This window comes from Mycobacterium gordonae (assembly GCF_002101675.1).
In the GTDB taxonomy this organism is placed as follows: Bacteria; Actinomycetota; Actinomycetes; order Mycobacteriales; family Mycobacteriaceae; genus Mycobacterium; species Mycobacterium gordonae.
The window spans coordinates 35,932-60,786 of sequence record NZ_LQOY01000253.1 but is presented as its reverse complement, the minus strand read 5'-3'; the positions used below and the strand labels follow the sequence as shown (position 1 = coordinate 60,786).

The following is a 24,855-nucleotide window of genomic DNA, read 5'->3' as shown; positions in this document are numbered from 1 at the left end:
TCCTCCGGCTGCCCCGGCCGCTCCCGCTCAAGCACCCGCTCCCGCTGCCAGGGCCAAGCCGGCCGCCCCGGCCCCGCCGAGCCCCGGGCCGGCGGCGTCCGCACCGCCACAGGCGCCCGCGCCTCAGGCCCCGCAAACCGGAGCGACGCCCGGGCCCCGTCCCGGTCCCATGCCCAAGCCCGGCGTGCGCACCCCGCGCGTCGGCAACAACCCGTTCTCCTCGGCGCAGCCGGTGGACCGGCCGATCCCGCGTCCCCACCCGCAGGCTCCGCGCCCCGGCGCACCGCGGCCGGGCGCGCCCCGACCGGGCGGAGCTTCGCCCGGCAGCATGCCGCCGCGGCCCGGTGGCGCTTCCGGCGGCCCGCGTCCGCCGCGCACCGGCGCACCCCGGCCCGGCGGTGCCCGTCCCGGTGGCAGCGGCGGTCCCGGCGGTGGCGGCGGTGGTAACTACCGCGGCGGCGGCGGTGTCGGTGCGGCACCCGGCGGTGGCGGCGGCTTCCGGGGTCGCCCCGGCGGCGGTGGTCCGGGCGGTGGCGGTGGTGGCGGCGGCGGCCGTCCCGGGCAGCGCGGTGGTGCGGCCGGTGCGTTCGGCCGTCCCGGCGGCGCGCCACGTCGTGGCCGCAAGTCCAAGCGGGCCAAACGTGCCGAGTACGAGAACATGCAGGCGCCGGTCGTCGGTGGTGTGCGGTTGCCGCACGGCAACGGCGAAACCATCCGGCTGGCCCGCGGCGCATCGCTGAGCGACTTCGCCGACAAGATCAACGCCAACCCGGCCGCGCTGGTGCAGGCGCTGTTCAACCTCGGTGAGATGGTCACGGCCACCCAGTCGGTCGGCGACGAGACGCTCGAACTGCTGGGCAGTGAGATGAACTACAACGTTCAGGTCGTCAGTCCCGAGGACGAGGACCGCGAGCTGCTCGAGTCGTTCGATCTGACTTACGGCGAGGACGAAGGCGGCGAAGAGGATCTGCAGACCCGTCCGCCGGTGGTCACCGTGATGGGTCACGTCGACCACGGCAAGACCCGGCTGTTGGACACCATCCGCAAGGCCAGCGTCCGCGAGGGCGAGGCCGGCGGCATCACCCAGCACATCGGCGCCTACCAGGTCGGGGTTAACTTCGAGGGCAGCGAGCGGCTGATCACCTTCATCGACACCCCCGGTCACGAGGCGTTCACCGCCATGCGTGCCCGAGGCGCCAAGGCCACCGACATCGCCATCCTGGTGGTGGCGGCCGACGACGGCGTGATGCCGCAGACGGTGGAAGCCATCAACCACGCGCAGGCCGCCGATGTGCCGATCGTGGTGGCGGTCAACAAGATCGACAAGGAGGGCGCCGACCCGGCCAAGATCCGCGGCCAGCTCACCGAATACGGTTTGGTGGCAGAGGATTTCGGTGGCGACACGATGTTCGTCGACATCTCGGCCAAGCAGGGCACCAACATCGAGGCGCTCGAAGAGGCGGTGCTGCTGACCGCCGACGCGGCCCTGGACCTGCGGGCCAACCCCGACATGGAAGCCCAGGGTGTGGCAATCGAGGCGCACCTGGACCGCGGCCGCGGTCCGGTGGCCACCGTGCTGATCCAGCGCGGCACGCTGCGGGTCGGCGACTCGGTGGTGGCCGGCGACGCCTACGGCCGTGTGCGCCGGATGGTCGACGAGCACGGCGAGGACGTCGAAGAGGCGCTGCCGTCACGGCCGGTGCAGGTCATCGGCTTCACGTCGGTGCCCGGTGCCGGTGACAACTTCCTCGTCGTCGACGAGGACCGCATCGCCCGCCAGATCGCCGACCGGCGCAGCGCCCGCAAGCGCAACGCGCTGGCGGCCCGCAGCCGCAAGCGGATCAGCCTGGAGGACCTGGACTCGGCGCTGAAGGAAACCAGCCAGCTGAACCTGATCCTCAAGGGCGACAACGCCGGTACGGTCGAGGCGCTGGAAGAGGCCCTGATGGGCATTGAGGTGGACGACGAGGTGGCGCTGCGCGTCATCGACCGCGGCGTCGGTGGCATCACCGAGACCAACGTCAACCTCGCGTCGGCCTCGGATGCGATCATCATCGGCTTCAACGTGCGCGCCGAAGGCAAGGCGACGGAGCTGGCAAACCGCGAAGGCGTCGAGATCCGCTACTACTCGGTCATCTACCAGGCGATCGACGAGATCGAGAAGGCCCTGCGCGGCATGCTCAAGCCGATCTACGAGGAGAACCAGCTGGGGCGCGCGGAGATCCGCGCCATCTTCCGGTCTTCGAAGGTCGGCATCATCGCCGGGTGCATGATCACCTCCGGGGTGGTGCGCCGCAATGCCAAGGCGCGACTGTTGCGGGACAACATCGTGGTGACCGAGAACCTCTCGATCAACTCGCTGCGGCGGGAGAAGGACGACGTCACCGAGGTTCGCGAGGGCTTCGAATGCGGTCTGACGCTGGGTTACTCGGACATCAAGGAAGGCGACATCATCGAGTCCTTCGAGCTGGTGCAGAAGGAACGGTCGTGACCGCCGATGGCTGACCCTGCCCGGGCACGCCGGCTGGCCAAGCGGATCAGCACGATCGTCGCGTCGGCGATCGAGTACGAGATCAAGGATCCCGGGCTGGCCGGGGTGACCATCGTCGACACCAAGGTCACCAACGACCTGCACGACGCGACGGTCTACTACACGGTGATGGGACGCACGCTGGACGACGAGCCCGACTATCCCGGCGCCGCCGCGGCGCTGGACCGGGCCAAAGGTGTGCTGCGCACCAAGGTAGGAGCGGGCACCGGTGTGCGCTTCACTCCGACCTTGACCTTCACCCGCGACACGACGACGGACACAGTCAACCGGATGGAAGAGTTGCTGGCCCGCGCCCGCGCCGCGGATGCCGATCTGGCGCGCGTACGGGTGGGTGCCAAACCGGCAGGGGAGGCCGACCCGTACCGTGATAGTGGGTCAGCGGCCGAACCGCCGGCCGCCGGGGGACTTGGCAGTGCTCGAGGCATCGAAGCTGAGGACACCGATGACGATTATCAATCGCAAGATCGATCCGACGATTGAGCTGACCGGCATACCGCGCCTGAACGGGCCGCGCGTCGACGCAGCCGGCGCCGTTGAACTGCTGTCGGCCGCGGCGTCGGTGGCGGTGATCTGTCACGTCCACCCCGACGCGGACACGATCGGTGCCGGGCTGGCCCTGGGCGCGGTGCTCGACAAGTGTGGCAAGCACGTGCAGGTGAGCTTCGCCGCGCCCGCGGAGCTGCCGCAGTCGCTGAGCACGCTGCCGGGCTGCTACCTGCTGGTGAGTCCCGACGAGGTGCGACGCGACGTCGATCTGGTGGTCACCGTCGACGTGCCGAGCATGCATCGGCTCGGGTCACTGCAGTACCTCGCCGGTCCCGAGCGGGAGCTGCTGGTCATCGACCATCACGCCTCCAACGGGTTGTTCGGCACCGCAAACTTCGTGGACACCTCCGCGGACTCGACCACCATGATGATCGCCGAGATCCTCGACGTGTGGGGCAAGCCGATCGACCGTGGTGTGGCGCACTGCATCTACGCCGGTCTGACCACCGACACCGGATCGTTCCGCTGGGCCAGCGCGCGTGCGCTGCGGCTGGCCGCCCGGCTGGTGGACATCGGGGTGGATAACGCCGCCGTCAGCCGGTCGCTGATGGACAGCCACCCCTATGCCTGGCTGCCGATGCTGTCGCGGGTGCTGGGCACCGCTCAACTGCTGCCCGAGGCCGCCGATGGCCAGGGCCTGGTCTACGCGGTGATCGATCACCACGAGTGGCGCAACGCCCGCTCGGAGGAAGTGGAAAGCGTCGTCGACATCGTGCGCACCACGCAGCAGGCCGAAGTGGCGGCGGTGTTCAAGGAAGTCGAACCGCAGCGGTGGTCGGTGTCGATGCGCGCCAAGTCGATCGACCTGGCCACCGTGGCGATGGGCTTCGGCGGCGGCGGGCACCGGCTGGCGGCCGGCTATTCCGCCACCGGCTCGATCGACGACGTCGTCGCGGCGCTGCGCGCGGCACTCGAATAGCCGCCTTGCAGCGGGGCGGGCCGGATTCCGGCCGACCGGCCGCCGGTGGCCGGCAGATCGCGGCACTGGCCCTGCCGGCGCTGGGTGTGCTGGCCGCAGAGCCGCTTTACCTGCTCTTCGACACCGCGGTGGTCGGCCGGCTGGGGGCGGTGGCGCTGGCCGGCCTGGCGGTCGGCAGCCTGGTGCTCGGTCTGGTCAGCACGCAGCTGACGTTTCTGTCCTACGGCACGACCGCCCGTGCGGCGCGCTACTTCGGCGCGGCCGACCGGGCGGCGGCCGTCAACGAGGGTGTTCAGGCGACGTGGCTGGGTCTGGGGCTGGGCGCGGCGATTGTCGTCGTGGTGCAGGCCACGGCGGTGCCGGTGGTGTCGGTGATCGGATCGAATGACCGCATCGCCGCCGCCGCTCTGCCGTGGCTGCGGATCGCCATCCTGGGGGCGCCGGCGATCCTGGTCTCACTGGCCGGCAACGGCTGGATGCGCGGCGTGCAGGACACGGTGCGGCCGCTGCGCTATGTGCTCGCCGGCTTCGGCGTCTCGGCGCTACTGTGCCCGGTGCTGGTGTACGGCTGGCTGGGTCTGCCGCTGCTGGGTCTGGCCGGCTCGGCGGTGGCCAACCTGATCGGGCAGTGGCTGGCGGCGCTGCTGTTCGGCGGCGCGCTGCTGGCCGAGCGGGTGCCGCTGCGACTCGACCGCGCGGCGTTGCGGGCGCAGTTGGTGATGGGACGGGATCTGATCCTGCGCAGCATGGCTTTTCAGGTGTGTTATGTCTCCGCCGCGGCGGTCGCCGCCCGGTTCGGCGCCGCGGCGCTGGCCGCTCACCAGATTGTGTTGCAGCTGTGGACGTTTCTGGCCCTGGTGCTCGATTCGCTGGCCATCGCCGCGCAGTCGCTGGTGGGCGCGGCGCTGGGGGCCGGTGACGCCGCCCACGCCAAGTGGGTCGCCTGGCGGGTGACGTGGTTTTCGTTGCTGGCGGCCAGTGTGTTGGCGGTTGGGTTCGGGTTGGGCTCGACGGTGTTGCCGGATCTGTTCACCGACGACCGGCCGGTGCTCGCCGCGATCGGCGTGCCCTGGTGGTTCATGGTGGTTCAATTACCGGTCGCGGGAATCGTTTTCGCGTTGGACGGGGTGCTGCTGGGGGCCGGTGACGCCGCATTCATGCGCACCGCCACGGTGGTCAGTGCCCTGCTGGGATTTCTGCCGTTGATCTGGTTGTCACTGGCCTTCGGATGGGGGCTGGCCGGCATCTGGTCCGGATTGAGCACATTCATGGCGCTGCGGCTGGCGTTCGGCGGATGGCGGGCACTGTCCGGGCGGTGGGCGGTTCCCGGGGCCGGCTGACCCGGGAGCGCCGGGGTGGCCCCGGTGGTCGTGATTGAGCCGATAACCACAGCCGTGACCGCAATGTCGGGGACGACAGCCGCGGCTACACTCACGCCGGTGAGGACGACGCAACGGACCCGGCGCCGCCCGTGGAGCGATTACGGCCTGTTCGTCGTGCTGGTGGGGCCCAATGTGGCGCTGCTGGCGTTGTTCATCTACCGGCCTCTGGCCGACAATATCCGACTGTCGTTCTTCGACTGGAACATCTCCGACCCGCACGCCGAGTTCGTTGGCCTGTCCAACTACGCCGAGTGGTTCACCCGTTCCGACACCGCCCGGATCGTGCTCAACACGACGGTGTTCACCCTGGCAGCGGTGGTTGGTTCGATGGTATTGGGGCTGGCCCTGGCCATGCTGCTCGATCAGCCGCTACGCGGCCGAAACTTCGTGCGCTCCACGGTTTTCGCCCCGTTCGTGATCTCCGGTGCGGCGGTGGGGCTGGCCGCCCAGTTCGTCTTCGATCCGCACTTCGGTCTCATCCAGGACCTGTTGCGCCGCCTCGGGTTCGGGGTGCCCGACTTCTACCAGGACGCGCACTGGGCGATGTTCATGATCACCGTCACCTACATCTGGAAGAACCTGGGCTACACCTTCGTCATCTACCTGGCGGCGCTGCAGGGGGTGCGGCGAGACCTGTTGGAAGCGGCCCAGATCGACGGCGCCGGCCGGTGGACCACATTCCGGATGGTGACGTTGCCGCAGCTGAGGCCCACCACGTTCTTCCTGTCGATTACCGTGCTGATCAGCTCGCTGCAGGTTTTCGATGTGATCAACGTCATGACCCGCGGCGGTCCGGAAGGCACCGGCACCACCACCATGGTGTACCAGGTGTACGTGGAGACGTTCCGCAACTTCCGCGCCGGCTACGGAGCTGCCGTCGCCACGCTCATGTTCTTGGTGCTGCTGGCCATCACCTACTACCAGGTGCGCGTGATGGATAAGGAGCAACGCCAATGAGTTTCGACCGGGCGCGGCCGGCCCGGCTGCTCGGCTACGCGGCGATGCTGGTGGTGGTCGCGCTGATCGCCGGACCGTTGACATTCGTGTTCTTCACCTCGCTCAAAGACCAGCCCGACGTCTACTCGCAGCCGACCACCTGGTGGCCGCCGCACTGGCATCCGCAGAATTACCGGACTGCCACGCAACAGATCCCGTTCTGGACCTATGTGCGCAACTCGGCGATCATCACCACCGCCCTGGCGGCGCTGAAGTTCGTCTTGGGCGTCCTGAGCGCGTTCGGATTGGTGTTCGTGCGGTTCCCGGGCCGCAACGTGGTGTTCCTGTCGATCATCGCCGCACTGATGGTGCCCAACCAGATCACCGTGATCTCCAATTACGCGCTGATCTCCCAACTGGGACTGCGCAACACCTTTCCCGGCATCATCTTGCCGCTGGCCGGTGTCGCGTTCGGAACCTTCCTGATGCGCAACCACTTTCTTTCACTACCCGCCGAGGTGATCGAAGCGGCCCGGATGGACGGCGCGCGATGGTGGCAACTGCTGCTGCAGGTGGTGCTGCCGATGTCGGGGCCCACCATGGTGGCGTTCGGAATCATCACCGTCGTCAACGAATGGAACGAATACCTATGGCCGTTCCTGATGTCCGACGATGAGTCGGTGGCGCCGCTGCCGGTGGGCCTGACCTTCCTGCAACAGGCCGAAGGTGTCACCAACTGGGGACCGGTAATGGCGGTGACGCTGTTGGCGATGCTGCCGATCCTGCTCATCTTCGTCGTGTTGCAGCGGCAGATGATCAAGGGCCTGACCTCGGGCGCGGTAAAGGGTTAACGGTGCTGAACCGCAGAGGTCTCCTGACACTGGCGGCGGCCGGCCTGACGGCCGGGTGCGCCGGCATGGGCGGCGGCGGGCCGATCAAGTCCGGGGATGGCCCGATCACGTTCTGGTCCAATCACCCTGGCCTGTCCACAACGGTGGAACGCGAGCTGATCAGCCGTTTCCAGCAAGAATTCCCGGGCCTGCAGGTCAAGCTGATCGACGCCGGCAAGAACTACGACGAGGTTGCGCAGAAGTTCAACGCCGCGCTCATCGGCGCCGATGTCCCTGATGTCGTTGTGCTGGACGACATTTGGTGGTTCCACTTCGCGCTCAGTGGGGTCCTCGCCCCGCTCGACGACCTGTTCCGGGAAGTCGGCGTGGACACCGGGGACTACGTGGACTCGCTGCTGGCCGACTACGAGTTCGGTGGTCACCACTACGCGCTGCCGTATTCGCGGTCGACGCCGCTGTTCTATTACAACAAGGCGGTGTGGGAGCGCGCCGGGCTTCCGGACCGCGGGCCCGCCTCCTGGCCGGAGTTCGACGAGTGGGGTCTGCGGCTGCAGAGCGTCGTCGGCGCCGGGAAGCTGGCCCATGGCTGGGCGAATTCCGAAGCGATTTCATGGACCTTTGAAGGACCCAATTGGGCGTTCGGCGGCGCCTATTCCGACCAGTGGGCGCTGAAGTTCACCGACCCGGCGACCATCGCGGCGGGAACCTTTCTGCGCGACTCGATCCACGGCAAGCGGTATGCGGCGATCGCCAACAACGTCGCCAACGAGTTCGCCACCGGCATCCTGGCATCCACGGTCGCGTCGACGGGCGCGCTGGTCGGGATCACGGCCGCGGCCCGGTTCGATTTCGGGGTGGCGGCGTTGCCCACCGCCGCGGGCGGAGCACCGGCATGCCCGACCGGCGGCGCCGGCCTGGCCATCCCCATGAAGCTGTCCGACGAGCGAAAGCTCAACGCGCTCAAGTTCATCGCCTACATCACCAGTCCGCGCAACACGGCCTACTTCAGCCAGCACACCGGCTATCTCGCGGTGCGCAAGTCGGCCGTCGACGATCCGACTCAGCAGCGGTATCTGGCCGACAATCCGCGGGCCCGGGTGGCGTTCGACCAGCTGCCGCACACCCGACCCCAGGACTACGCCCGCGTCTTCCTTCCCGGTGGTGACCGGATCATCTCGGCCGGCCTGGAATCGATCGGACTGAAGGGCGCCGACGTCGGCGCGACGTTCGGCAACATCCAGCAACAGCTGCAGGTCATCTACAACCGGCAGATCAAACGCAAGCTCTCCGGATTCCACCACGGCTGACCGTTCACGCCGGCATTCCGCTCGGTACCGCATCCAACCAAAGCGATAGTGCCACAACAAAGGTCAGTACAACCACGGCCACGCCGAGTCCCGGCCAGATCCACATCACCGATCGGCGTATCCCGGCGACCACCGATCCGATGACAGCTACCAGGAGTCCGGCCACGATGCCGCCCGCCACGACGGCCACGCCGGTGGTGACGTCACCGTAGAAGTGATCGACTGCCGCGCTGTCGCAGTTGTCACTGCACCCGGGCAGCATCAGCCACATCGCCGGTCCCAGCGCGCCGACGAAGGACAGCGCACTGGCCACGAATTGCGTCACGAACAGCACGACGGTGAACACGACGTCCGTGCTCGACCGCCGCCATACGGCGCGCGGAACAACCGGCTGCTGCGTCACCGGGCGGTCAACGCACCTGTGAACGCCCGCGCTGCAGCACGGCCTCCCGATTGGCGGCGATGTCGTCGCCGCTGGTGTGGAACTGTCGTGCCGCGGCGGCTTCCAGCCACAGACCGCCGCCGATCTGCGCGTCGTCGATGTGGTGGTAGGAGGCCAGCAGCGCCCGCACCGCGTCCTGGTTGTTGCCGACGATCGAGGCCGCGACTGCCCGGGCGGCGGGCAGCAGTTGGTCATGGGCCACCACCTCGGTGACCAGCCCGGCGCGCAGCGCGTCGGCGGCCGAAAGGTAGTCGCCGGTCATGCTCATCCGTCGGGCCAGGCCTACTCCCACCTTCTGAGGGAGCCGCACGCTCAGGCCCCAGGTCGGCAGCAGCCCGACCCGGGCGTGAGTGTCGGCGAATCGGGCGTGCTCGGAGGCGATCAGGATGTCGCAGTACAGCGCCAGTTCGAGCCCACCAGTGACCGCGGCACCGTTGATGGCGCCGATCACCGGCTTGGTCAGCGCCGGCCAGCGCGGTGATATGTCGGGGAGGGCGGTCTGCCCGCCCAGCTCCTTGAGGTCCAGCCCGGCGCAGAACACCGGGTCGGCGCCGGTGACGATGACGACGTCGACCCCGTCGTCGGTCTCGGCGTCGGCCAGGGCGCCGAAGAACTGGTCGCGCAGCGCGGAAGACAGCGCGTTGCGCGACTGCGGGCGGTTGAGGGTCAGGGTGCGCACCCGCTCGTCGGTGTCGATCAGCAGGATCTCGTCGGTCATGGCTTTTACCGTAGCCAAGCCCGCGGCCGGTAATGACGCTGCGTGAAGCGCAGCGATTCTGCGCCGAGGGTGGCGACACGCCGGGAGGACCCGCCGCGGATGCAGGCTCAGCGCAGGTAGCCAAGCCGGTGCCGCGCCTATCGTGGAGACCATGTGCCGCAATATCACCGAACTGCGCGGACTCGAGCCGCCCGCAACGGCCCACGAGATCGCGGCCGCGGCGCGCCAGTACGTGCGCAAGGTCAGCGGGATCACCCATCCGTCCGCCGCCAACGCCGACGCGTTCGAAACCGCGGTCGCCGAGGTCACCGCCTCGACGGCCCGGCTGCTCGACGCGCTGCCGGCCCGGCGCCAGCCGCCCAAGACGGTCCCGCCGCTGCGCCGGCCCGAGGTGGTGGCCCGGCTCGCGGGGCGGCAGTGACGGGCGCGCAGACGACGGCGCTCAAGGAGTGGAGTGCCGCGGTGCGGGCGCTGCTCGACGGGCGCCAGACCGTCCTGCTGCGCAAGGGCGGCATCGGGGAGAAGCGCTTCGAGGTGGCCGCGCGCGAATTCCTATTGTTCCCGACGGTGGCGCACAGCCACTCCCAGCGCGTCCGCCCCGAGCATCGGGACCTGCTCGCGGCCGCGGCCGATGACAGCACCGAAGACCACGTGACGGTCCGGGCAGCGGCCAAAGTGGTTGCCGCGCTGGCGGTTAACCGACCGGAGCGGTTGCCTGAAATCGAAGACCTGCACATCTGGACCGCCGAATCGGTGCGGGCTGACCGGCTGGACTTCCGGCCCAGACATCAGCTCGCGGTGCTCGTGGTCTCGGCGCTACCGCTCGCCGAGCCGGTGCGGTTGCCCCGCACCCCCGACTACGCCGGCTGCACCAGCTGGGTGCAACTGCCCACCACGCCGCGGCTCGCCGAGCCGGTGCACGACGACGAACAGTTAGCCGCGATCGTCACCCGGGTCCGCGCCGCCGTCGCCTGAGCTCGCGGCCGGCAGCAGCAGCCGGGATTCGCCGAAGTGCACCGAATGCGTCGCCGGCTTGAGCTGACGTCCGCTCAGCACCGGTTCTCCGGTGCCAAGGTTGCGCGCATAACGCGGCGACCAGCTTCCCGAGATCAGCACCCGGATGCGCGCTCCGGCGGCGAACCGGTGCGCGATCGGATCGAGTTCGATCCTGACACTGCGCGAGCCGTCCCCGAGTCGCCGGTAGCCATCGCTCACATTTCGCGACCGGCCCTTGACGTCGACTTCGCTGACCCGGACGAACAGGTCGACGTGTGGGTTGTCGGAACTGTGCGCCAATTCCAGGACCGGGTTGCCGTAAACGAACAGATCCTGGGTGAGGGTGGCTCCGGTGAAGCTGAGCACCTCGTCGCGCTGGGCCAGGTCGGTGTCGTCCAGGTAGCCGCCCTTCGCCGAAAGCAGCGGACCGCCGGTCGTCGGCGTCGGGTCCGCTGGGTCGTAGTGGAAGTTGGCCGGGCGGGTGTTGATCTCCGGCGGGTTGTCGCCCAGGTGCCCGTAGGGCTGCAGGTACAGCGCATGCTCGCTGGTTGCGGGCGGCCAGTCGGGCAGGTGACGCCATCCCTCGCCGGTGACGAAGACGTGCACCGGGCTCGGCCGGCGCAGGGCCGGTGCGCCCGCGAGGTGGGCGTCCAGCCAGTCCAGCGTCTCGCGTGTCGAGAGGGGCAGCGCCTTGGTGATCATCTCGACGTGCGTCCACGGACCGACCGTCATCGCCACGTTCACGCCCCGCTGGGAGAGGTGGCGGTACTGCGCCGTCGTCTGCCCGATGAAGAGGTCCTGCCAGCCGCCGAGCAGTAGCACCGGAACCTGCGCCCGGTCCAGCGCGTCGGGAAAGCGCAACCGATCCCAGAACGGGTCGTCGGGCGCGGGTTCGGTGGCCCACGATTCGAACCAGGGGGCGCCCGAGCCGAGTAGGTCGCGCGCGGCCGCCCCGAACGGGACGGCTCCGACGGCCCGCGCCACTTTCCGCGGCGCCCGCACGTGCCGTATACCGTGCCGGATGCGGCGTGGATCTTCCTGGCGGCTCACCATGTCGCTCCAGCCCAGGAAGTCGTTGACCGCGAATGTGCCGGTGCCCCAGGTCGATTCCCTGAAGTCGTGCGGCCCCGCCGCGATCACCGCGGCGGCCAGTTCCGGTGGCGGATCGTTGAGGAGTGCCCACTGAGTGAATCCGAGATAAGACAGGCCCATGGTGGCGAAGCGACCGGTGAACCAGGGCTGCTCACGCAGCCACTGCACCGTGTCGGCGCCGTCCTGGGCCTCGTTGGCCATCGGTTCGAACTCACCGGCCGATCCGAAGGTGCCCCGAACGCTCTGCAGCACTACGTGATAACCGCGCGCGGCATACAGCTTGGCGAAGGCCAGGGAGAAGGGCAGCTTGCGCCCGTACGGACCCCGAACCAGCACGGTGCCGGCCGGCTTGGACGTCTGGGGCGCATAGTGGTCGGCCACCAGTTGGACCCCGTCGCGCATCGGGATCTTGACGTGGTCGACGGTGTAGCGCGTGGTGGCTCGCGGCAGACCGAACGCCGCGCCGATCGCGCCGAGCGCGGCCCTGCGTCCGAGTCCGCTGGTCAGCTTCCGCTGCTTGAGTCGCTCACGCCGAAGGGATGTGATGCTCACACAGCCAGAGTAGGCAGGATCAGAACTTGTAGAACGGGGCGAGGTCGTTGGCCCGCTGCAAGTTGGTAGACGGGCAGTCGACGTCGGGCTCGGAGTAGACGGTCGAGTAGAACAGCGACTGCTGGATCACGCCGTAGCTGGTCTTGAACGTCACCATGCAGGAGATGTACCAGAAGCTGTTGTGGTAGGTCGGCTTCAAGGTCCAGTACTGGGCAGCGCGGTGCCCCTGGATCGTGGTTTCGACGGCGTCGGCGGGCAGCGTCTGCGCGTAGGTCCGCCAGACGATGGGCTCCACGGCCAGCTGGTAGTTGCCGGCGTCGAACTGGCAACGCAGGCCCTCCTGCGGCTCGGGCGGCGAGAAAGCCAGACCCAGCCGCTGCACCGCGTCGAACGGAATCTGTGTGCAGGGGTCGAACGGGCTCGGGTCGGAAGTCGCCACGATCGGGCTCTTCATGGTGGTTTCCATCGGCTGGGCGGTCGACCGCAACTCGACCGGCCCGTGCGCCGAGGGAACCGAAGGAGCGTATTGGAAGCCGATAATCACCGCTGTGACCAGCGCACTCAGCGCTGCAGCCAGACGCACTTTGCCGAACACGACACCCCCTGCTCCTGGCGATCCTCTTGCCGGGAGTGTACAAGTCGCTCCAGCACACCCGGAAGCGAAACGGGGCAATCGACTGCGGATCGCTAGGGTGGTTAGTCGTGGCAGGACATGAGCCGACGGGCGGGGGACAGCCGACGCTGTGGGCTGTCTCCGACCTGCACACCGGTCACCTGGGAAACAAGCCCGTCACCGAGTCGCTACATCCGTCGTCGCCGGACGACTGGCTGATCGTCTGCGGGGACGTCGCCGAACGTACCGACGAGATCCGCTGGGCGCTGGATCTGCTGCGGCGGCGGTTTGCCAAGGTGATCTGGGTGCCGGGCAACCACGAACTGTGGACCACCAACAAAGACCCGCTGCAGGTCTTCGGCCGCTCCCGCTACGACTACCTGGTCAACATGTGCGACGAGATGGGCGTCATCACCCCCGAGCACCCGTTCCCGGTATGGACCGAACGGGGCGGCCCGGCCACCATCGTCCCGATGTTTCTGCTGTACGACTACTCGTTCCTGCCCAACGGCGCAGCCACCAAGGCCGAAGGCCTGGCCATCGCCAAGGAACGCAATGTGGTCTGCACCGACGAGTTCCTGCTCTCCTGCGAGCCGTACGCCACCCGCGACGCCTGGTGCCGGGAGCGGGTCACCAAGACGAAAGCTCGACTCGAACAGCTCGACTGGATGCAGCCGACGGTGCTGGTCAACCACTTCCCGCTGGTGCGCGACCCTTGCGACGCGTTGTTCTACCCGGAGTTCGCGCTGTGGTGCGGCACCACCAAGACCGCCGACTGGCACACCCGCTACAACGCGATCTGCTCGGTCTACGGCCATCTGCACATTCCGCGGACCACGTGGTACGACGACGTGCGGTTCGAAGAGGTGTCGGTGGGTTACCCGCGCGAGTGGCGCCGGCGCAAGCCGTACAGCTGGCTGCGCCAGGTGCTGCCCGACCCGCAGTACGCTCCCGGCTACCTCAACGACTTCGGCGGCCACTTCACCATCACCCCTGAGATGAGGGCGCAGCACGCCCAGTTTCAGGAACGCTTGCGGCAGCGGCAGTCCCGGTGACCCCGCGCACGCTGGTGTCGTCGCTGCTGCCCGGCACCCTGGTCGATGAGTTGGGCCATGCCGAGCTGTACGCCGACCCGCCGGACCTGCAACCGCTGCCCGAGGAGGAGCCGCTGATCGCCCGGTCAGTGGCCAAGCGCCGCAACGAATTCGTCACCGTGCGGCACTGCGCCCGCGTGGCGCTCGGCGAGATCGGTGTGTCGCCGGTGCCGATCCTCAAGGGAGACAAGGGCGAACCGTGCTGGCCCGACGGGGTCGTAGGCAGCCTCACCCATTGCACCGGCTACCGCGGCGCCGTGGTGGGACGCGACGGACCGGTGCGCTCGGTGGGTATCGACGCCGAACCACACGACGTCCTGCCCAACGGCGTGCTGGACGCGATCAGCCTGCCGGCCGAGCGCGCCGAGATCCCCGCGGCGCTGCCGTCCAGGCTGCACTGGGACCGAATCCTGTTCTGCGCCAAAGAAGCAACGTACAAGGCGTGGTTTCCGCTGACCAAGCGCTGGCTGGGGTTCGAGGACGCGCACATCACGTTCACGGCCGACGGTCGGTTCGTCTCCCGCATCCTGATCGATCCGGCCGCCCTGTCGGGTCCGCCGTTGACGTCGCTGGCCGGGCGCTGGTCGGTGGAGCGCGGTCTGGTGCTCACCGCGATCGTGCTATGACCGGTGCCGGGCTCGTCGTCGTCGACAAACCGGCCGGGATGACCAGCCATGACGTGGTCGGGCGTTGTCGGCGGATCTTCGCCACCCGCCGGGTGGGTCACGCCGGAACGCTGGACCCGATGGCGACCGGGGTGCTGGTGCTCGGCATCGAGCGCGCCACCAAGATCCTCGGCTTGTTGACCGCGACGTCGAAGTCCTATGCGGCGACCATCCGGCTGGGCCAGTCCACCTCCACTGACGACGCCGAAGGCGAACTGCTGCAGTCCATTTCGGCCGACCATGTGACCGATCAGGAGATCGGGGCGGCGTTGGCCGGACTGCGGGGTGACATCAAGCAGGTGCCGTCGACGGTAAGCGCGATCAAGATCGGCGGGCGTCGCTCCTACCAACTGGCCCGCGAGGGTCAGACCGTCGAGCTGGCCGCCCGGCCGGTGCGCATCGACCGGTTCGAGGTGCTGGCGACGCGGCGCGCGGGGGGCGTCACCGATCTCGACGTGGAGGTCGACTGCTCCTCAGGCACCTACATCCGCGCGCTGGCCCGCGATCTCGGTGCTGCGCTGGGGGTTGGCGGCCACTTGACCGCGTTGCGGCGGACCCGGGTCGGCCGCTTCGACTTGAGCCACGCGGTGTCGCTCGACGAGTTGACGGAGCACCCGCGTCTGTCGCTGAGCTTGGACGAGGCCTGCCTGCTGATGTTCGCGCGCCGCGACCTGACCGCCGAGGAGGCCGACGCCGCCGGCAACGGCCGTGCCCTGCCGCCCGCGGGCGTCGACGGTGTCTATGCCGCCGCGGACGCCGAGGGCCGGGTGATCGCTTTGTTGCGCGACGAGGGCCGCCGCACCAGATCGGTGGTGGTGATCCGCCCGGCGACGATGCAGTCCGGTACGGACTGAGGAGGAGGCGGGCAATCGGGCTCCGCCCGGCGACGATGCAGTCCGGTATGGACTGAGGAGGAGGCGGGCAATCGGGCTCCCGCCCGGCGACGATGCAGTGACCTATCTTCGCCGAGGCTGAAAATCTGCAGCCAAAACGCGAGTGCGGGTCTGCAATTCTTCAGCCTCGGCGCCGGTACGCCCCCGGTCTGCGGCGTCGCCAAGCCGAGTTGCACACTGAGAGGTGAGCCGCGTGGAAGGGGCAAAGATGCCTGCTAAAAGTCGTAACAAGGTCTTCGTCGTCGGCGTAGGCATGACGAAGTTCGAAAAGCCCGGTCGCCGCGAGGGCTGGGACTACCCGCAGATGGCCAGGGAGTCCGGCACCAAGGCCCTGCAGGACGCCGGGGTCGACTACACCGAGATCGAGCACGGCTACGTCGGGTACGTGGCCGGCGACTCCACCTGCGGGCAGCGGGCGCTTTACGAACTGGGCATGACCGGGATCCCGATCGTCAACGTCAACAACAACTGCTCGACCGGCTCCACCGCGCTGTACCTGGGCGCGCAAGCCATCCGGGGTGGCCTGGCCGACTGCGTGCTGGCGCTGGGTTTCGAGAAGATGCAACCGGGAGCGCTGCAAGGTGGCGCCAACGACCGGGAGTCTCCGCTGGGCAGGCACGTCAAGGCGCTGGCCGAGATCGACGAGTTCGCCTTCCCGGTGGCGCCGTGGATGTTCGGCGCGGCTGGGCGCGAGCACATGAAGAAATACGGCACGACCGCGGAGCACTTCGCCAAGATCGGCTTCAAGAACCACAAGCACTCGGTCAACAACCCGTACGCCCAGTTCCAGGACGAGTACACCCTCGACGACATCCTGGCCGCGAAGATGATCTCCGACCCGCTGACCAAACTGCAGTGCTCGCCCACCTCCGACGGATCCGCGGCGGTGGTGCTGGCCAGTGAGGACTACGTCTCCAGGCACGACCTGGCCGGACAGGCGGTGGAGATAGTGGGGCAATCCATGACCACCGACTTCGCCTCCACCTTCGACGGCAGCGCCCGCAACATCATCGGCTACGACATGAATGTCCAAGCAGCCCAACAGGTGTACCAGCAGTCCGGGCTCGGCCCCGACGACTTCCAGGTGATCGAACTGCACGACTGCTTCTCCGCCAACGAGCTGCTGCTGTATGAGGCGCTGGGCCTGTGCGGCGAGGGGGAGGCGCCCAAGCTGATCGATGACAACCAGACCACCTACGGCGGACGCTGGGTGGTCAACCCGTCCGGCGGGCTGATCTCCAAGGGCCACCCACTCGGCGCGACCGGTTTGGCGCAGTGCTCCGAGCTCACCTGGCAACTGCGGGGCACCGCCGACAAGCGTCAGGTGGACAACGTCAGCGCCGCACTGCAACACAACATCGGCCTGGGCGGGGCCGCCGTCGTCACGGCCTACCAGCGCGCCGAGCGCTGACACGTGATCGACTGGTCCGACACCGATCTGATGGTGCGCGACACCGTCCGTCAGTTCGTCGACAAGGAGATCCGCCCTAATCTGGATGCCCTGGAAACCGGCGAGATGGCGCCGTATCCGATCGCGCGCAAACTTTTCAGCCAGTTCGGCCTGGACGCGCTGGCCGCGGAATCGGTGAAGAAGATGCTCGATCGCGAACGCGCGGGCACAGACGAAAAGCAGGACGGCGCAGACGAATCCGGCGGCATGGCCGCCCAAGCTTCGATGATGGCCGTGCTGGTGTCCGAGATCGCCCGCGTGAGCATCGGGCTGCTGAGCACCGCGTCGGTCAGCCTGGGCCTGGGTGCGGCGACCATCATGAGTCGCGGCACACTGGCGCAGAAGGAACGCTGGCTGCCGGACCTGATGACGCTCAACAAGATCGCGGCGTGGGCCATCACCGAACCCGACTCGGGTTCGGATGCGTTCGGCGGCATGAAGACCTACGTCAAGCGCGACGGGCAGGACTACATCCTCAACGGTCAGAAGACGTTCATCACCAACGGGCCGTACGCCGACGTGCTGGTGGTCTACGCCAAGCTGGACGACGGTTCAACGCGGGACAAACGCAACCGCCCGGTGCTGGTCTTCGTGCTTGACTCCGGCATGCCCGGCCTCACCCAGGGCAAGCCGTTCAAGAAGATGGGCATGATGTCCTCGCCGACGGGTGAGTTGTTCTTCGACAACGTACGGCTGAGCCCGGACCGGCTGCTGGGCGAGAGCGAAAACCCCAGCGACGGCGACGGGCGGGAGAGCGCCCGCGCCAACTTCGCCGCCGAACGCATCGGCATCGCGATGATGGCGCTGGGCATCATCAACGAATGCCACCGACTGTGCGTGGACTATGCGAGGAGCCGCACGTTGTGGGGCAAGAACATCGGCCAGTTCCAGTTGATCCAGCTCAAGCTGGCCCGAATGGAGATCGCCCGAATGAACGTCCAGAACATGGTCTTTCACACCATCGAGCGCCAGCGGGCCGGCAAACCGCTGACCCTGGCCGAGGCGTCGGCGATCAAGTTGTACTCCTCGGAGGCGGCCACCGATGTCGCCATGGATGCCGTGCAACTGTTCGGTGGCAACGGCTATATGGCGGAGTACCGGGTGGAACAGCTTGCGCGCGATGCGAAGTCGCTGATGATCTACGCCGGTAGCAACGAGGTCCAGGTGACGCACATCGCCAAGGGGTTGCTCTCGAGCTGAACCGCCGTAACGCCGCACCGACCCTGAAAAATCGGATGGCCCCACTCGAACTTTGTCTGCCAATTTTCAGAGTCGGCGAATCCAAGACCCCCGTCCTCAGCCGACGACCCAGATTGCCCGCGCGGCCGGGCTGCCCAACTCCACGGTCGTTGCCGCGCCGTCCCCCGACGACACCGCCACCGAGATCATCCCGGCGAACTCGCGCCGGGTCAGCACCCGCAATTGCGAGTCCAGGTTGATCCCGACGCTGTCGAAGTACCGCAGCATCTCCGGGTCGGCGTCGGAGATGCGGGCCACTTTCCCGGTGTCGCCGTCGCGGCAGGCCCACAGCTGGCGGGCGGGGGGCGTCGGAACCTGGCCGTCGGTGGCCGGGATCGGGTCGCCGTGCGGGTCGCGGCGCGGGAAACCCAGCTTGGCGTCGATACGGGCGACCAGTCGGTCCGACACCGCGTGCTCGAGCACCTCGGCCTCGTCATGCACCTCGTCCCAGCCATAACCGAGTTCGTTGACCAGGAACGTCTCCAGCAGACGGTGACGGCGCACCATTCCCAGCGCCGCCCGCCGACCGGACTCGGTCAACGTCACCGCGCCGTACTTCTCGTGGTCGACGAGTCCCTGCTCGGCCAGTTTGCGGATCGATTCCGATGCGGTGCTGGCCGACACCCCGATCTTCTCGGCCAGCATCTTGGTGCTCACCTTCTGCGGAGCCCCGTCCGGAGACCACTCCTGCGCCGTCCAAATGACTTTCAAGTAGTCCTGGGCAACCTGGGTGAGCCCACCAGGCTCGTCGTCAGCCCTCACAACCACAAATCTTAGGCAACCCGCGCCTAAAGCGGCGGCTGGGCGGGCCGGTTGCGTCGACGATTAGGCTTGCGGTCGTGCAGCGGTGGCGCGGTCAGGACGAGATCCCCACGGACTGGGGCAGATGTGTGCTGACCATAGGGGTCTTCGACGGCGTGCACCGTGGGCACGCCGAGTTGATCGCGCATGCGGTGAAGGCGGGCCGGGCCCGTGGCGTGCCGTCGGTGCTGATGACCTTCGACCCGCACCCGATGGAGGTCGTGTACCCGGGCAGCCACCCGGCGCAGCTGACCACACTCACCCGCCGCGCCGAACTGGTCGAGGACCTGGGCATCGACGTGTTCCTGGTGATGCCGTTCACCACCGACTTCATGAAGCTCACCCCCGACCGCTACATCCACGAACTGCTGGTGGAGCACCTGCACGTGGTGGAGGTGGTGGTGGGGGAGAACTTCACCTTCGGCAAGAAGGCGGCCGGCAACGTCGACACCCTGCGTAAGGCCGGCGACCGGTTCGGGTTCGCGGTGGAGGCGATGTCCCTGCTCTCCGAACACCACAGCAACGAGACCGTGACCTTCTCCTCCACCTACATCAGGTCCTGCGTGGACGCCGGCGACGTGCTGGCGGCCACCGAGGCGCTGGGCCGGCCGCACCGGGTCGAGGGTGTCGTGGTGCGCGGCTACGGCCGCGGAGCCGAGCTGGGCTTTCCCACCGCGAACGTCGCGCCGCCGATGTATTCGGCCATTCCCGCTGACGGCGTATACGCGGCCTGGTTCACCGTGCTCGGGCACGGACCGGTCACCGGCACCGTCACTCCCGGCGAGCGCTATCAGGCCGCGGTGTCCGTCGGCACCAATCCGACGTTCTCCGGGCGCACCCGCACCGTGGAGGCCTTCGTCCTGGACACCGCCGCCGACCTGTACGGCCAGCACGTGGCGCTGGACTTCGTCGCGCGCATCCGCGGCCAGCAGAAGTACGACTCGATCGACGACCTGGTCGAGGAGATCGGCAGGGACACCGAGCGGACCCGCGGCCTGCTGACTTAGCGCAACGCCCTGCTAGACTGCCCGACGACATCGGCGCGTGCTGCGGTTCGCGGTGGCCGCGCCGTTAAATCCTGATCGCGGACCTATTGATGGAGATGTTTTCGTGGCGCTTACTGCCGAGCAGAAAAAAGAAATTCTGAAGTCCTACGGTCTGCACGAGACCGACACCGGATCGCCGGAGGCGCAGATCGCGCTGCTGACCAAGCGCATCGCCGACCTCACCGAGCACCTCAAGGTGCACAAGCACGACCACCACTCGCGCCGCGGCCTGCTGCTGCTCGTCGGCCGCCGCAAGCGGCTGGTCAAGTACCTGACCCAGGTCGACGTGGAGCGTTACCGTTCGCTGATCGAGCGGCTGGGTCTGCGCCGCTGACCCGTGGCGCGTCAGGCGCCGTATTAGCCGCCATCGCGGCGGGCTTCATCGGTGCGGTGACCGGGTGTTCGTCGGGGAAAAGCGGCTCCGACCTCAGCGAATTCACAGTGGGGGACTGCCTGGAACTCGGTGGCACGGCCGCCCAGCCGCAGGCTGCCAAGGCACCGTGCGGAAGCCCGGCGTCCAACTTCAAGGTTGTCGCAGTCGTACAGGACCGGGGCCAGTGCCCCGCTGACGTCGATTCGTCGTATTCGACCCACAACTCGATCAGCGGCGCCAACAACACCGTCTGCCTGGACATCGACTGGGTGATCGGGGGCTGTATGAGTGTGGATCCGCACCACATCGCCGACCCGTTCCGCGTCGACTGCAATGACGCCACGGTGCCCAACCGTCAGCGGGCCACCCAGATCCTCAAAGATCTCGATCCACCGGTCTCGGTGGACCAGTGCGCCAGCGGCCTGGGTTACACGTACTCCCAGCGGCGGTTCGCCGTGTGCGTGGAGGACATCAGTAGTGCACCCCGGAACTAGAGGTCGGACGCACTCAAAGGCGGGTTCCGCCCCCATCTTTCTCATCCCATGAGTTAGCTCGGTGTAGAGTGAGGGCGTTCTGGGCCAGTTCGGTCCGAGCACCTTGGTGCGGTTCGCGCAGATCCGCGCGCACCGTTCCAGCGAGTCGCCATGCGAGTCACGGGAAGCAGCCCTGTATCGGGCGGTCTTCGGTAGTGGCTGCCGGGCTCCCAGGATCTGGGGCAGGTCGGCAGCTTCGATCGATGGCCGTAGCCGCATTCAGACACTGCTCCCTGGTTTGCTCGCGCATGCACCCGCGAAACAGCTGAATAACCAGAGAGGCCGCACTGACGTTATGTCTGCGACTGAAATCGAAGAAGGCGTCTTCGAGTCCACCGCCACCATTGACAACGGGAGCTTCGGCACCCGCACCATCCGATTCGAGACCGGACGGCTGGCCTTGCAGGCCGCCGGCTCGGTAGTCGCTTACCTCGACGACGAGAACATGCTGCTGTCGGCGACCACCGCCAGCAAGAACCCCAAAGAACATTTCGACTTCTTCCCGTTGACCATCGATGTCGAGGAGCGGATGTACGCCGCCGGGCGCATCCCGGGCTCGTTCTTCCGCCGTGAGGGCCGGCCCTCCACAGACGCGATCCTGACCTGCCGGCTGATCGACCGGCCGCTGCGCCCGTCCTTCGTCGACGGCCTGCGCAACGAGATCCAGGTCGTGGTGACGGTCCTGAGCCTGGACCCCAATGACCTCTATGACGTGGTGGCGATCAATGCCGCGTCGGCGTCCACCCAGATTTCCGGCCTGCCGTTCTCGGGACCGGTCGGCGGCGTCCGGGTGGCGCTGATCGACGGCACCTGGGTCGCCTTCCCGACCGTCGAGCAGCTCGAGCGGGCGGTGTTCGACATGGTCGTCGCCGGCAGGAAGGTTGACGATGACGTCGCGATCATGATGGTCGAGGCCGAAGCCACCGAAAAGGTCATCGAACTGGTCGAGGGCGGCGCGCAGGCGCCAACCGAAACCGTGGTCGCCGAGGGGCTGGAAGCCGCCAAGCCGTTCATCGCCGCGCTGTGCACCGCCCAGCAGGAGCTGGCCGATGCAGCCGCGAAAGATACGCGCGACTACCCGACGTTCCCCGACTACGAGGACGACGTCTACTACTCGGTGGCCTCGGTAGCCACCGACGAGCTGACCGCGGCGTTGTCGATCGGCGGCAAGGCCGAGCGCGACAAGCGCACCGACGAGCTCAAGACTCAGGTCGTCGAGCGGCTGGCGGGCACTTATGAGGGCCGGGAGAAGGAGATCGGCGCCGCGTTCCGCTCGCTGACGAAGAAGCTGGTGCGCCAGCGCATCCTGACCGACCACTTCCGCATTGACGGCCGCGGGATCACCGACATCCGCGCGTTGTCGGCCGAGGTGGCCGTCGTGCCCCGGGCGCACGGCAGCGCCCTGTTTGAGCGCGGCGAGACCCAAATCCTGGGCGTGACCACCCTGGACATGGTGAAGATGGCCCAGCAGATCGACTCACTGGGACCCGAGACGTCCAAGCGCTACATGCACCACTACAACTTCCCGCCGTTCTCGACCGGCGAGACCGGCCGGGTTGGCTCGCCCAAGCGGCGTGAGATCGGGCACGGCGCCCTGGCCGAGCGGGCCCTGATCCCGGTGCTGCCCCCCGTCGAGGAGTTCCCCTACGCCATCCGTCAGGTGTCGGAAGCCCTGGGTTCCAACGGGTCGACATCGATGGGCTCGGTGTGTGCGTCCACGCTGGCGCTGCTCAACGCCGGGGTGCCGCTCAAGGCGCCGGTGGCCGGCATCGCGATGGGCCTCGTCTCCGACGATGTCGAGGGTGAGACCCGCTACGTCACCCTGACCGACATCCTCGGTGCCGAGGACGCCTTCGGCGACATGGACTTCAAGTGCGCCGGCACCAAGGACTTCGTCACCGCCCTGCAGCTGGACACCAAGCTGGACGGGATTCCCTCCCAGGTGCTGGCGGGCGCACTCGCGCAAGCCAAGGACGCCCGGCTGACCATCCTGGAGGTCATGGCCGAGGCCATCGACCGGCCCGACGAGATGAGCCCGTACGCGCCCCGGGTCACCACCATCAAGGTGCCGGTGGACAAGATCGGCGAGGTGATCGGGCCCAAGGGCAAGGTCATCAACGCGATCACCGAGGAAACCGGCGCGCAGATCTCCATCGAGGACGACGGCACGGTGTTCGTCGGCGCCACCGACGGTCCGTCCGCGCAGGCCGCGATCGACCGGATCAACGCCATCGCCAACCCGCAGCTGCCGACGGTCGGCGAGCGGTTCCTCGGAACCGTGGTCAAGACAACCGATTTCGGCGCGTTCGTGTCGCTGCTGCCCGGACGGGACGGCCTGGTCCACATCTCCAAGCTCGGCAAGGGCAAGCGCATCGCGAAGGTCGAGGACGTGGTCAACGTCGGCGACAAGCTGCGCGTGGAGATCGCCGACATCGACAAGCGGGGCAAGATCTCGCTGGTCCTGACGGACGACGACAGCTCGGGTGCCGCCCCCGCCGACCCCGGAGCAGCGCCAGCAGCCGATGCCGCGACGGTCAGCAGCTGACAGCGGGGGCGCCCTGCCCCCGGAAAAGGTAGGCGTGCGTCGCACCACGCTGCCTGGCGGTCTTCGGGTCGTCACTGAGTACCTGCCCGCGGTGCGCTCGGCATCGGTCGGTGTCTGGGTCGGGGTGGGATCGCGCGACGAGGGCACCACGGTGGCCGGCGCCGCGCACTTCCTTGAGCATCTGCTGTTCAAGTCGACGCCGACCCGCACGGCGGTAGACATCGCCCAGTCGATGGACGCCGTCGGCGGCGAGCTCAACGCCTTCACCGCCAAGGAACACACCTGCTACTACGCGCACGTGCTGGACACCGACCTGGCGCTGGCCGTCGATCTGGTCGCCGACGTGGTACTCAACGGCCGGTGCGCCGTCGAGGACGTGGAACTGGAGCGCGACGTGGTCCTCGAGGAGATCGCGATGCGCGACGACGACCCCGAGGACGCGCTCGCCGACATGTTCATGACGGCGTTGTTCGGGGACCACCCGGTCGGCCGGCCAGTGATCGGCAGCGTGCGGTCGGTGTCGGCGATGTCGCGCTCCCAGCTGCACTCGTTTCATCAGCGCCGGTACACCCCGGAGCGGATGGTGGTGGCGGTCGCCGGCAACGTCGACCATGACGAGGTCGTCGCGCTGGCCCGCGGGCATTTCGCGGCCCGCCTGGTCCGCGGCCGACGACCCGTGGCGCCGCGCAAGGGAGCGGGCCGGGTGACCGGTGACCCCGGTCTGGTGCTGGGCAAACGCGACGCCGAGCAGACGCATGTCTCGCTGGGCGTGCGCACGCCCGGGCGAGGCTGGGAGCACCGCTGGGCGTTGTCGGTATTGCACACCGCGCTGGGCGGTGGCCTGAGTTCCCGCTTGTTCCAGGAGATCCGGGAGGCGCGCGGGCTGGCGTACTCGGTGTATTCGTCGCTGGACATCTTCGCCGACAGCGGCGCGCTGTCGGTTTACGCCGCCTGCCTGCCCGAACGCTTCGCCGACGTCATGAAGGTCACCACCGAGGTGCTGGAATCGGTGGCCCGGGACGGCATCACCGAGGACGAATGCCGGATCGCCAAAGGATCGCTGCGCGGCGGGCTGGTGCTGGGCCTGGAGGATTCCGGCTCCCGGATGAGCCGGATCGGTCGCAGCGAGCTGAACTACGGGGCCCACCGCAGCATCGAACACACCTTGCGACAGATCGAGCAGGTCACCGTGGACGAGGTCAACGCGGTGGCCCGGCGCCTGCTGACCAAGCGCTACGGGGCCGCCGTCCTCGGTCCATATACGGCGAAACGATCGCTGCCCCAACAACTTCGAGCGATGGTAAGTTAACC

24 protein-coding genes are annotated in these 24,855 nt (G+C 68.0%); 19 read left to right on the top strand and 5 right to left on the bottom strand.

All coding sequences use genetic code 11. From position 1 onward, the window contains the following. The 7 genes from infB to AWC08_RS33670 all read left to right on the top strand — a co-directional run. Positions 1-2,491 (top strand): translation initiation factor IF-2 (infB, locus tag AWC08_RS33700; protein ID WP_085088790.1); only part of this gene is annotated, 2,491 nt, incomplete at its 5' end. 6 nt (positions 2,492-2,497) lie between these two features. Continuing rightward, entirely contained in the window at positions 2,498-3,031 is a 534-nt protein-coding gene (gene rbfA / locus AWC08_RS33695) for a 30S ribosome-binding factor RbfA (RefSeq protein WP_065131699.1), read from the top strand. Next, positions 2,994-4,016 carry a DHH family phosphoesterase gene (locus tag AWC08_RS33690; protein ID WP_069434548.1) on the top strand — a complete coding sequence of 341 codons (1,023 nt, stop codon included), beginning with the start codon at positions 2,994-2,996 and terminating at the stop codon, positions 4,014-4,016. Before rbfA ends, AWC08_RS33690 begins: the two co-directional genes overlap by 38 nt. Positions 4,017-4,021: 5 nt before the next feature. Beyond that, complete coding sequence (locus tag AWC08_RS33685; RefSeq protein ID WP_069434547.1) at positions 4,022-5,356, top strand: MATE family efflux transporter; 1,335 nt, start codon at positions 4,022-4,024, stop codon at positions 5,354-5,356. Positions 5,357-5,419: 63 nt separating this feature from the next. Then, positions 5,420-6,355: a carbohydrate ABC transporter permease gene (locus AWC08_RS33680; protein ID WP_082986030.1), complete on the top strand. Its 936-nt coding sequence runs from the start codon at positions 5,420-5,422 to the stop codon at positions 6,353-6,355. Further along, entirely contained in the window at positions 6,352-7,185 is an 834-nt protein-coding gene (locus AWC08_RS33675; RefSeq protein ID WP_065131703.1) for a carbohydrate ABC transporter permease, read from the top strand. The genes AWC08_RS33680 and AWC08_RS33675 overlap by 4 nt, the downstream gene beginning before the upstream one ends. Positions 7,186-7,187: 2 nt before the next feature. After that, positions 7,188-8,492 (top strand): ABC transporter substrate-binding protein, encoded by a 1,305-nt coding sequence (locus AWC08_RS33670; protein ID WP_069434546.1) that lies wholly within the window; start codon positions 7,188-7,190, stop codon positions 8,490-8,492. 4 nt (positions 8,493-8,496) lie between these two features. Here AWC08_RS33670 and AWC08_RS33665 read toward each other — a convergent pair whose 3' ends face one another. Both AWC08_RS33665 and AWC08_RS33660 read right to left on the bottom strand, forming a co-directional pair. Continuing rightward, positions 8,497-8,895, bottom strand: coding sequence for a hypothetical protein (locus AWC08_RS33665; RefSeq protein WP_069434545.1), 399 nt, complete (start codon positions 8,893-8,895; stop codon positions 8,497-8,499). Between the two features lie 7 nt (positions 8,896-8,902). Beyond that, positions 8,903-9,652 carry an enoyl-CoA hydratase gene (locus AWC08_RS33660; protein WP_065131706.1) on the bottom strand — a complete coding sequence of 250 codons (750 nt, stop codon included), beginning with the start codon at positions 9,650-9,652 and terminating at the stop codon, positions 8,903-8,905. A gap of 151 nt (positions 9,653-9,803) precedes the next feature. Between AWC08_RS33660 and AWC08_RS33655 the strand changes: the two genes are divergently transcribed. Both AWC08_RS33655 and AWC08_RS33650 read left to right on the top strand, forming a co-directional pair. Beyond that, positions 9,804-10,073 carry a DUF2277 domain-containing protein gene (locus tag AWC08_RS33655; protein ID WP_069434544.1) on the top strand — a complete coding sequence of 90 codons (270 nt, stop codon included), beginning with the start codon at positions 9,804-9,806 and terminating at the stop codon, positions 10,071-10,073. Then, positions 10,070-10,627 carry a DUF1802 family protein gene (locus AWC08_RS33650; protein WP_069434543.1) on the top strand — a complete coding sequence of 186 codons (558 nt, stop codon included), beginning with the start codon at positions 10,070-10,072 and terminating at the stop codon, positions 10,625-10,627. Before AWC08_RS33655 ends, AWC08_RS33650 begins: the two co-directional genes overlap by 4 nt. On the opposite strand, the gene AWC08_RS33645 is transcribed toward AWC08_RS33650, so the two are convergent. Both AWC08_RS33645 and AWC08_RS33640 read right to left on the bottom strand, forming a co-directional pair. After that, on the bottom strand, positions 10,586-12,292 hold the full coding sequence (locus AWC08_RS33645) for a CocE/NonD family hydrolase (protein ID WP_069434542.1): 1,707 nt from the start codon (positions 12,290-12,292) through the stop codon (positions 10,586-10,588). The two genes, AWC08_RS33650 and AWC08_RS33645, sit on opposite strands and share 42 nt — an antisense overlap. Before the next feature lie 19 nt (positions 12,293-12,311). Further along, on the bottom strand, positions 12,312-12,887 hold the full coding sequence (locus tag AWC08_RS33640; protein WP_065131709.1) for a DUF3558 domain-containing protein: 576 nt from the start codon (positions 12,885-12,887) through the stop codon (positions 12,312-12,314). 107 nt (positions 12,888-12,994) lie between these two features. Here AWC08_RS33640 and AWC08_RS33635 point away from each other — a divergent pair, with 107 nt between their 5' ends. The 5 genes from AWC08_RS33635 to AWC08_RS33615 all read left to right on the top strand — a co-directional run bounded on the left by AWC08_RS33635 (position 12,995) and on the right by AWC08_RS33615 (position 18,207). Then, positions 12,995-13,960: a metallophosphoesterase family protein gene (locus tag AWC08_RS33635; protein WP_069434541.1), complete on the top strand. Its 966-nt coding sequence runs from the start codon at positions 12,995-12,997 to the stop codon at positions 13,958-13,960. Then, complete coding sequence (gene pptT / locus AWC08_RS33630; protein WP_069434540.1) at positions 13,957-14,625, top strand: 4'-phosphopantetheinyl transferase PptT; 669 nt, start codon at positions 13,957-13,959, stop codon at positions 14,623-14,625. The genes AWC08_RS33635 and pptT overlap by 4 nt, the downstream gene beginning before the upstream one ends. Continuing rightward, a complete protein-coding gene (gene truB / locus AWC08_RS33625) occupies positions 14,622-15,518 on the top strand; it encodes a tRNA pseudouridine(55) synthase TruB (protein ID WP_069434539.1) in 897 nt (298 codons plus the stop codon). Before pptT ends, truB begins: the two co-directional genes overlap by 4 nt. Before the next feature lie 247 nt (positions 15,519-15,765). After that, a complete protein-coding gene (locus tag AWC08_RS33620) occupies positions 15,766-16,968 on the top strand; it encodes a lipid-transfer protein (RefSeq protein ID WP_065131750.1) in 1,203 nt (400 codons plus the stop codon). A gap of 3 nt (positions 16,969-16,971) precedes the next feature. Continuing rightward, on the top strand, positions 16,972-18,207 hold the full coding sequence (locus tag AWC08_RS33615) for an acyl-CoA dehydrogenase family protein (protein ID WP_069434538.1): 1,236 nt from the start codon (positions 16,972-16,974) through the stop codon (positions 18,205-18,207). Positions 18,208-18,303: 96 nt separating this feature from the next. Here AWC08_RS33615 and mntR read toward each other — a convergent pair whose 3' ends face one another. After that, positions 18,304-19,008, bottom strand: coding sequence for a manganese-binding transcriptional regulator MntR (gene mntR / locus AWC08_RS33610; protein ID WP_065131714.1), 705 nt, complete (start codon positions 19,006-19,008; stop codon positions 18,304-18,306). A gap of 77 nt (positions 19,009-19,085) precedes the next feature. Between mntR and AWC08_RS33605 the strand changes: the two genes are divergently transcribed. From AWC08_RS33605 to AWC08_RS33585, 5 genes are all read left to right on the top strand, one after another. Beyond that, entirely contained in the window at positions 19,086-20,054 is a 969-nt protein-coding gene (locus tag AWC08_RS33605; RefSeq protein ID WP_065131715.1) for a bifunctional riboflavin kinase/FAD synthetase, read from the top strand. Positions 20,055-20,157: 103 nt separating this feature from the next. Further along, a complete protein-coding gene (rpsO, locus tag AWC08_RS33600; protein ID WP_036354818.1) occupies positions 20,158-20,427 on the top strand; it encodes a 30S ribosomal protein S15 in 270 nt (89 codons plus the stop codon). Beyond that, positions 20,424-20,960, top strand: coding sequence for an LppU family putative lipoprotein (gene lppU, locus AWC08_RS33595; RefSeq protein ID WP_263861607.1), 537 nt, complete (start codon positions 20,424-20,426; stop codon positions 20,958-20,960). The genes rpsO and lppU overlap by 4 nt, the downstream gene beginning before the upstream one ends. Before the next feature lie 334 nt (positions 20,961-21,294). Beyond that, a complete protein-coding gene (locus tag AWC08_RS33590; RefSeq protein ID WP_065131717.1) occupies positions 21,295-23,544 on the top strand; it encodes a polyribonucleotide nucleotidyltransferase in 2,250 nt (749 codons plus the stop codon). Beyond that, on the top strand, positions 23,522-24,853 hold the full coding sequence (locus tag AWC08_RS33585; protein ID WP_065131751.1) for a M16 family metallopeptidase: 1,332 nt from the start codon (positions 23,522-23,524) through the stop codon (positions 24,851-24,853). Before AWC08_RS33590 ends, AWC08_RS33585 begins: the two co-directional genes overlap by 23 nt. Positions 24,854-24,855 lie beyond the last annotated feature (2 nt).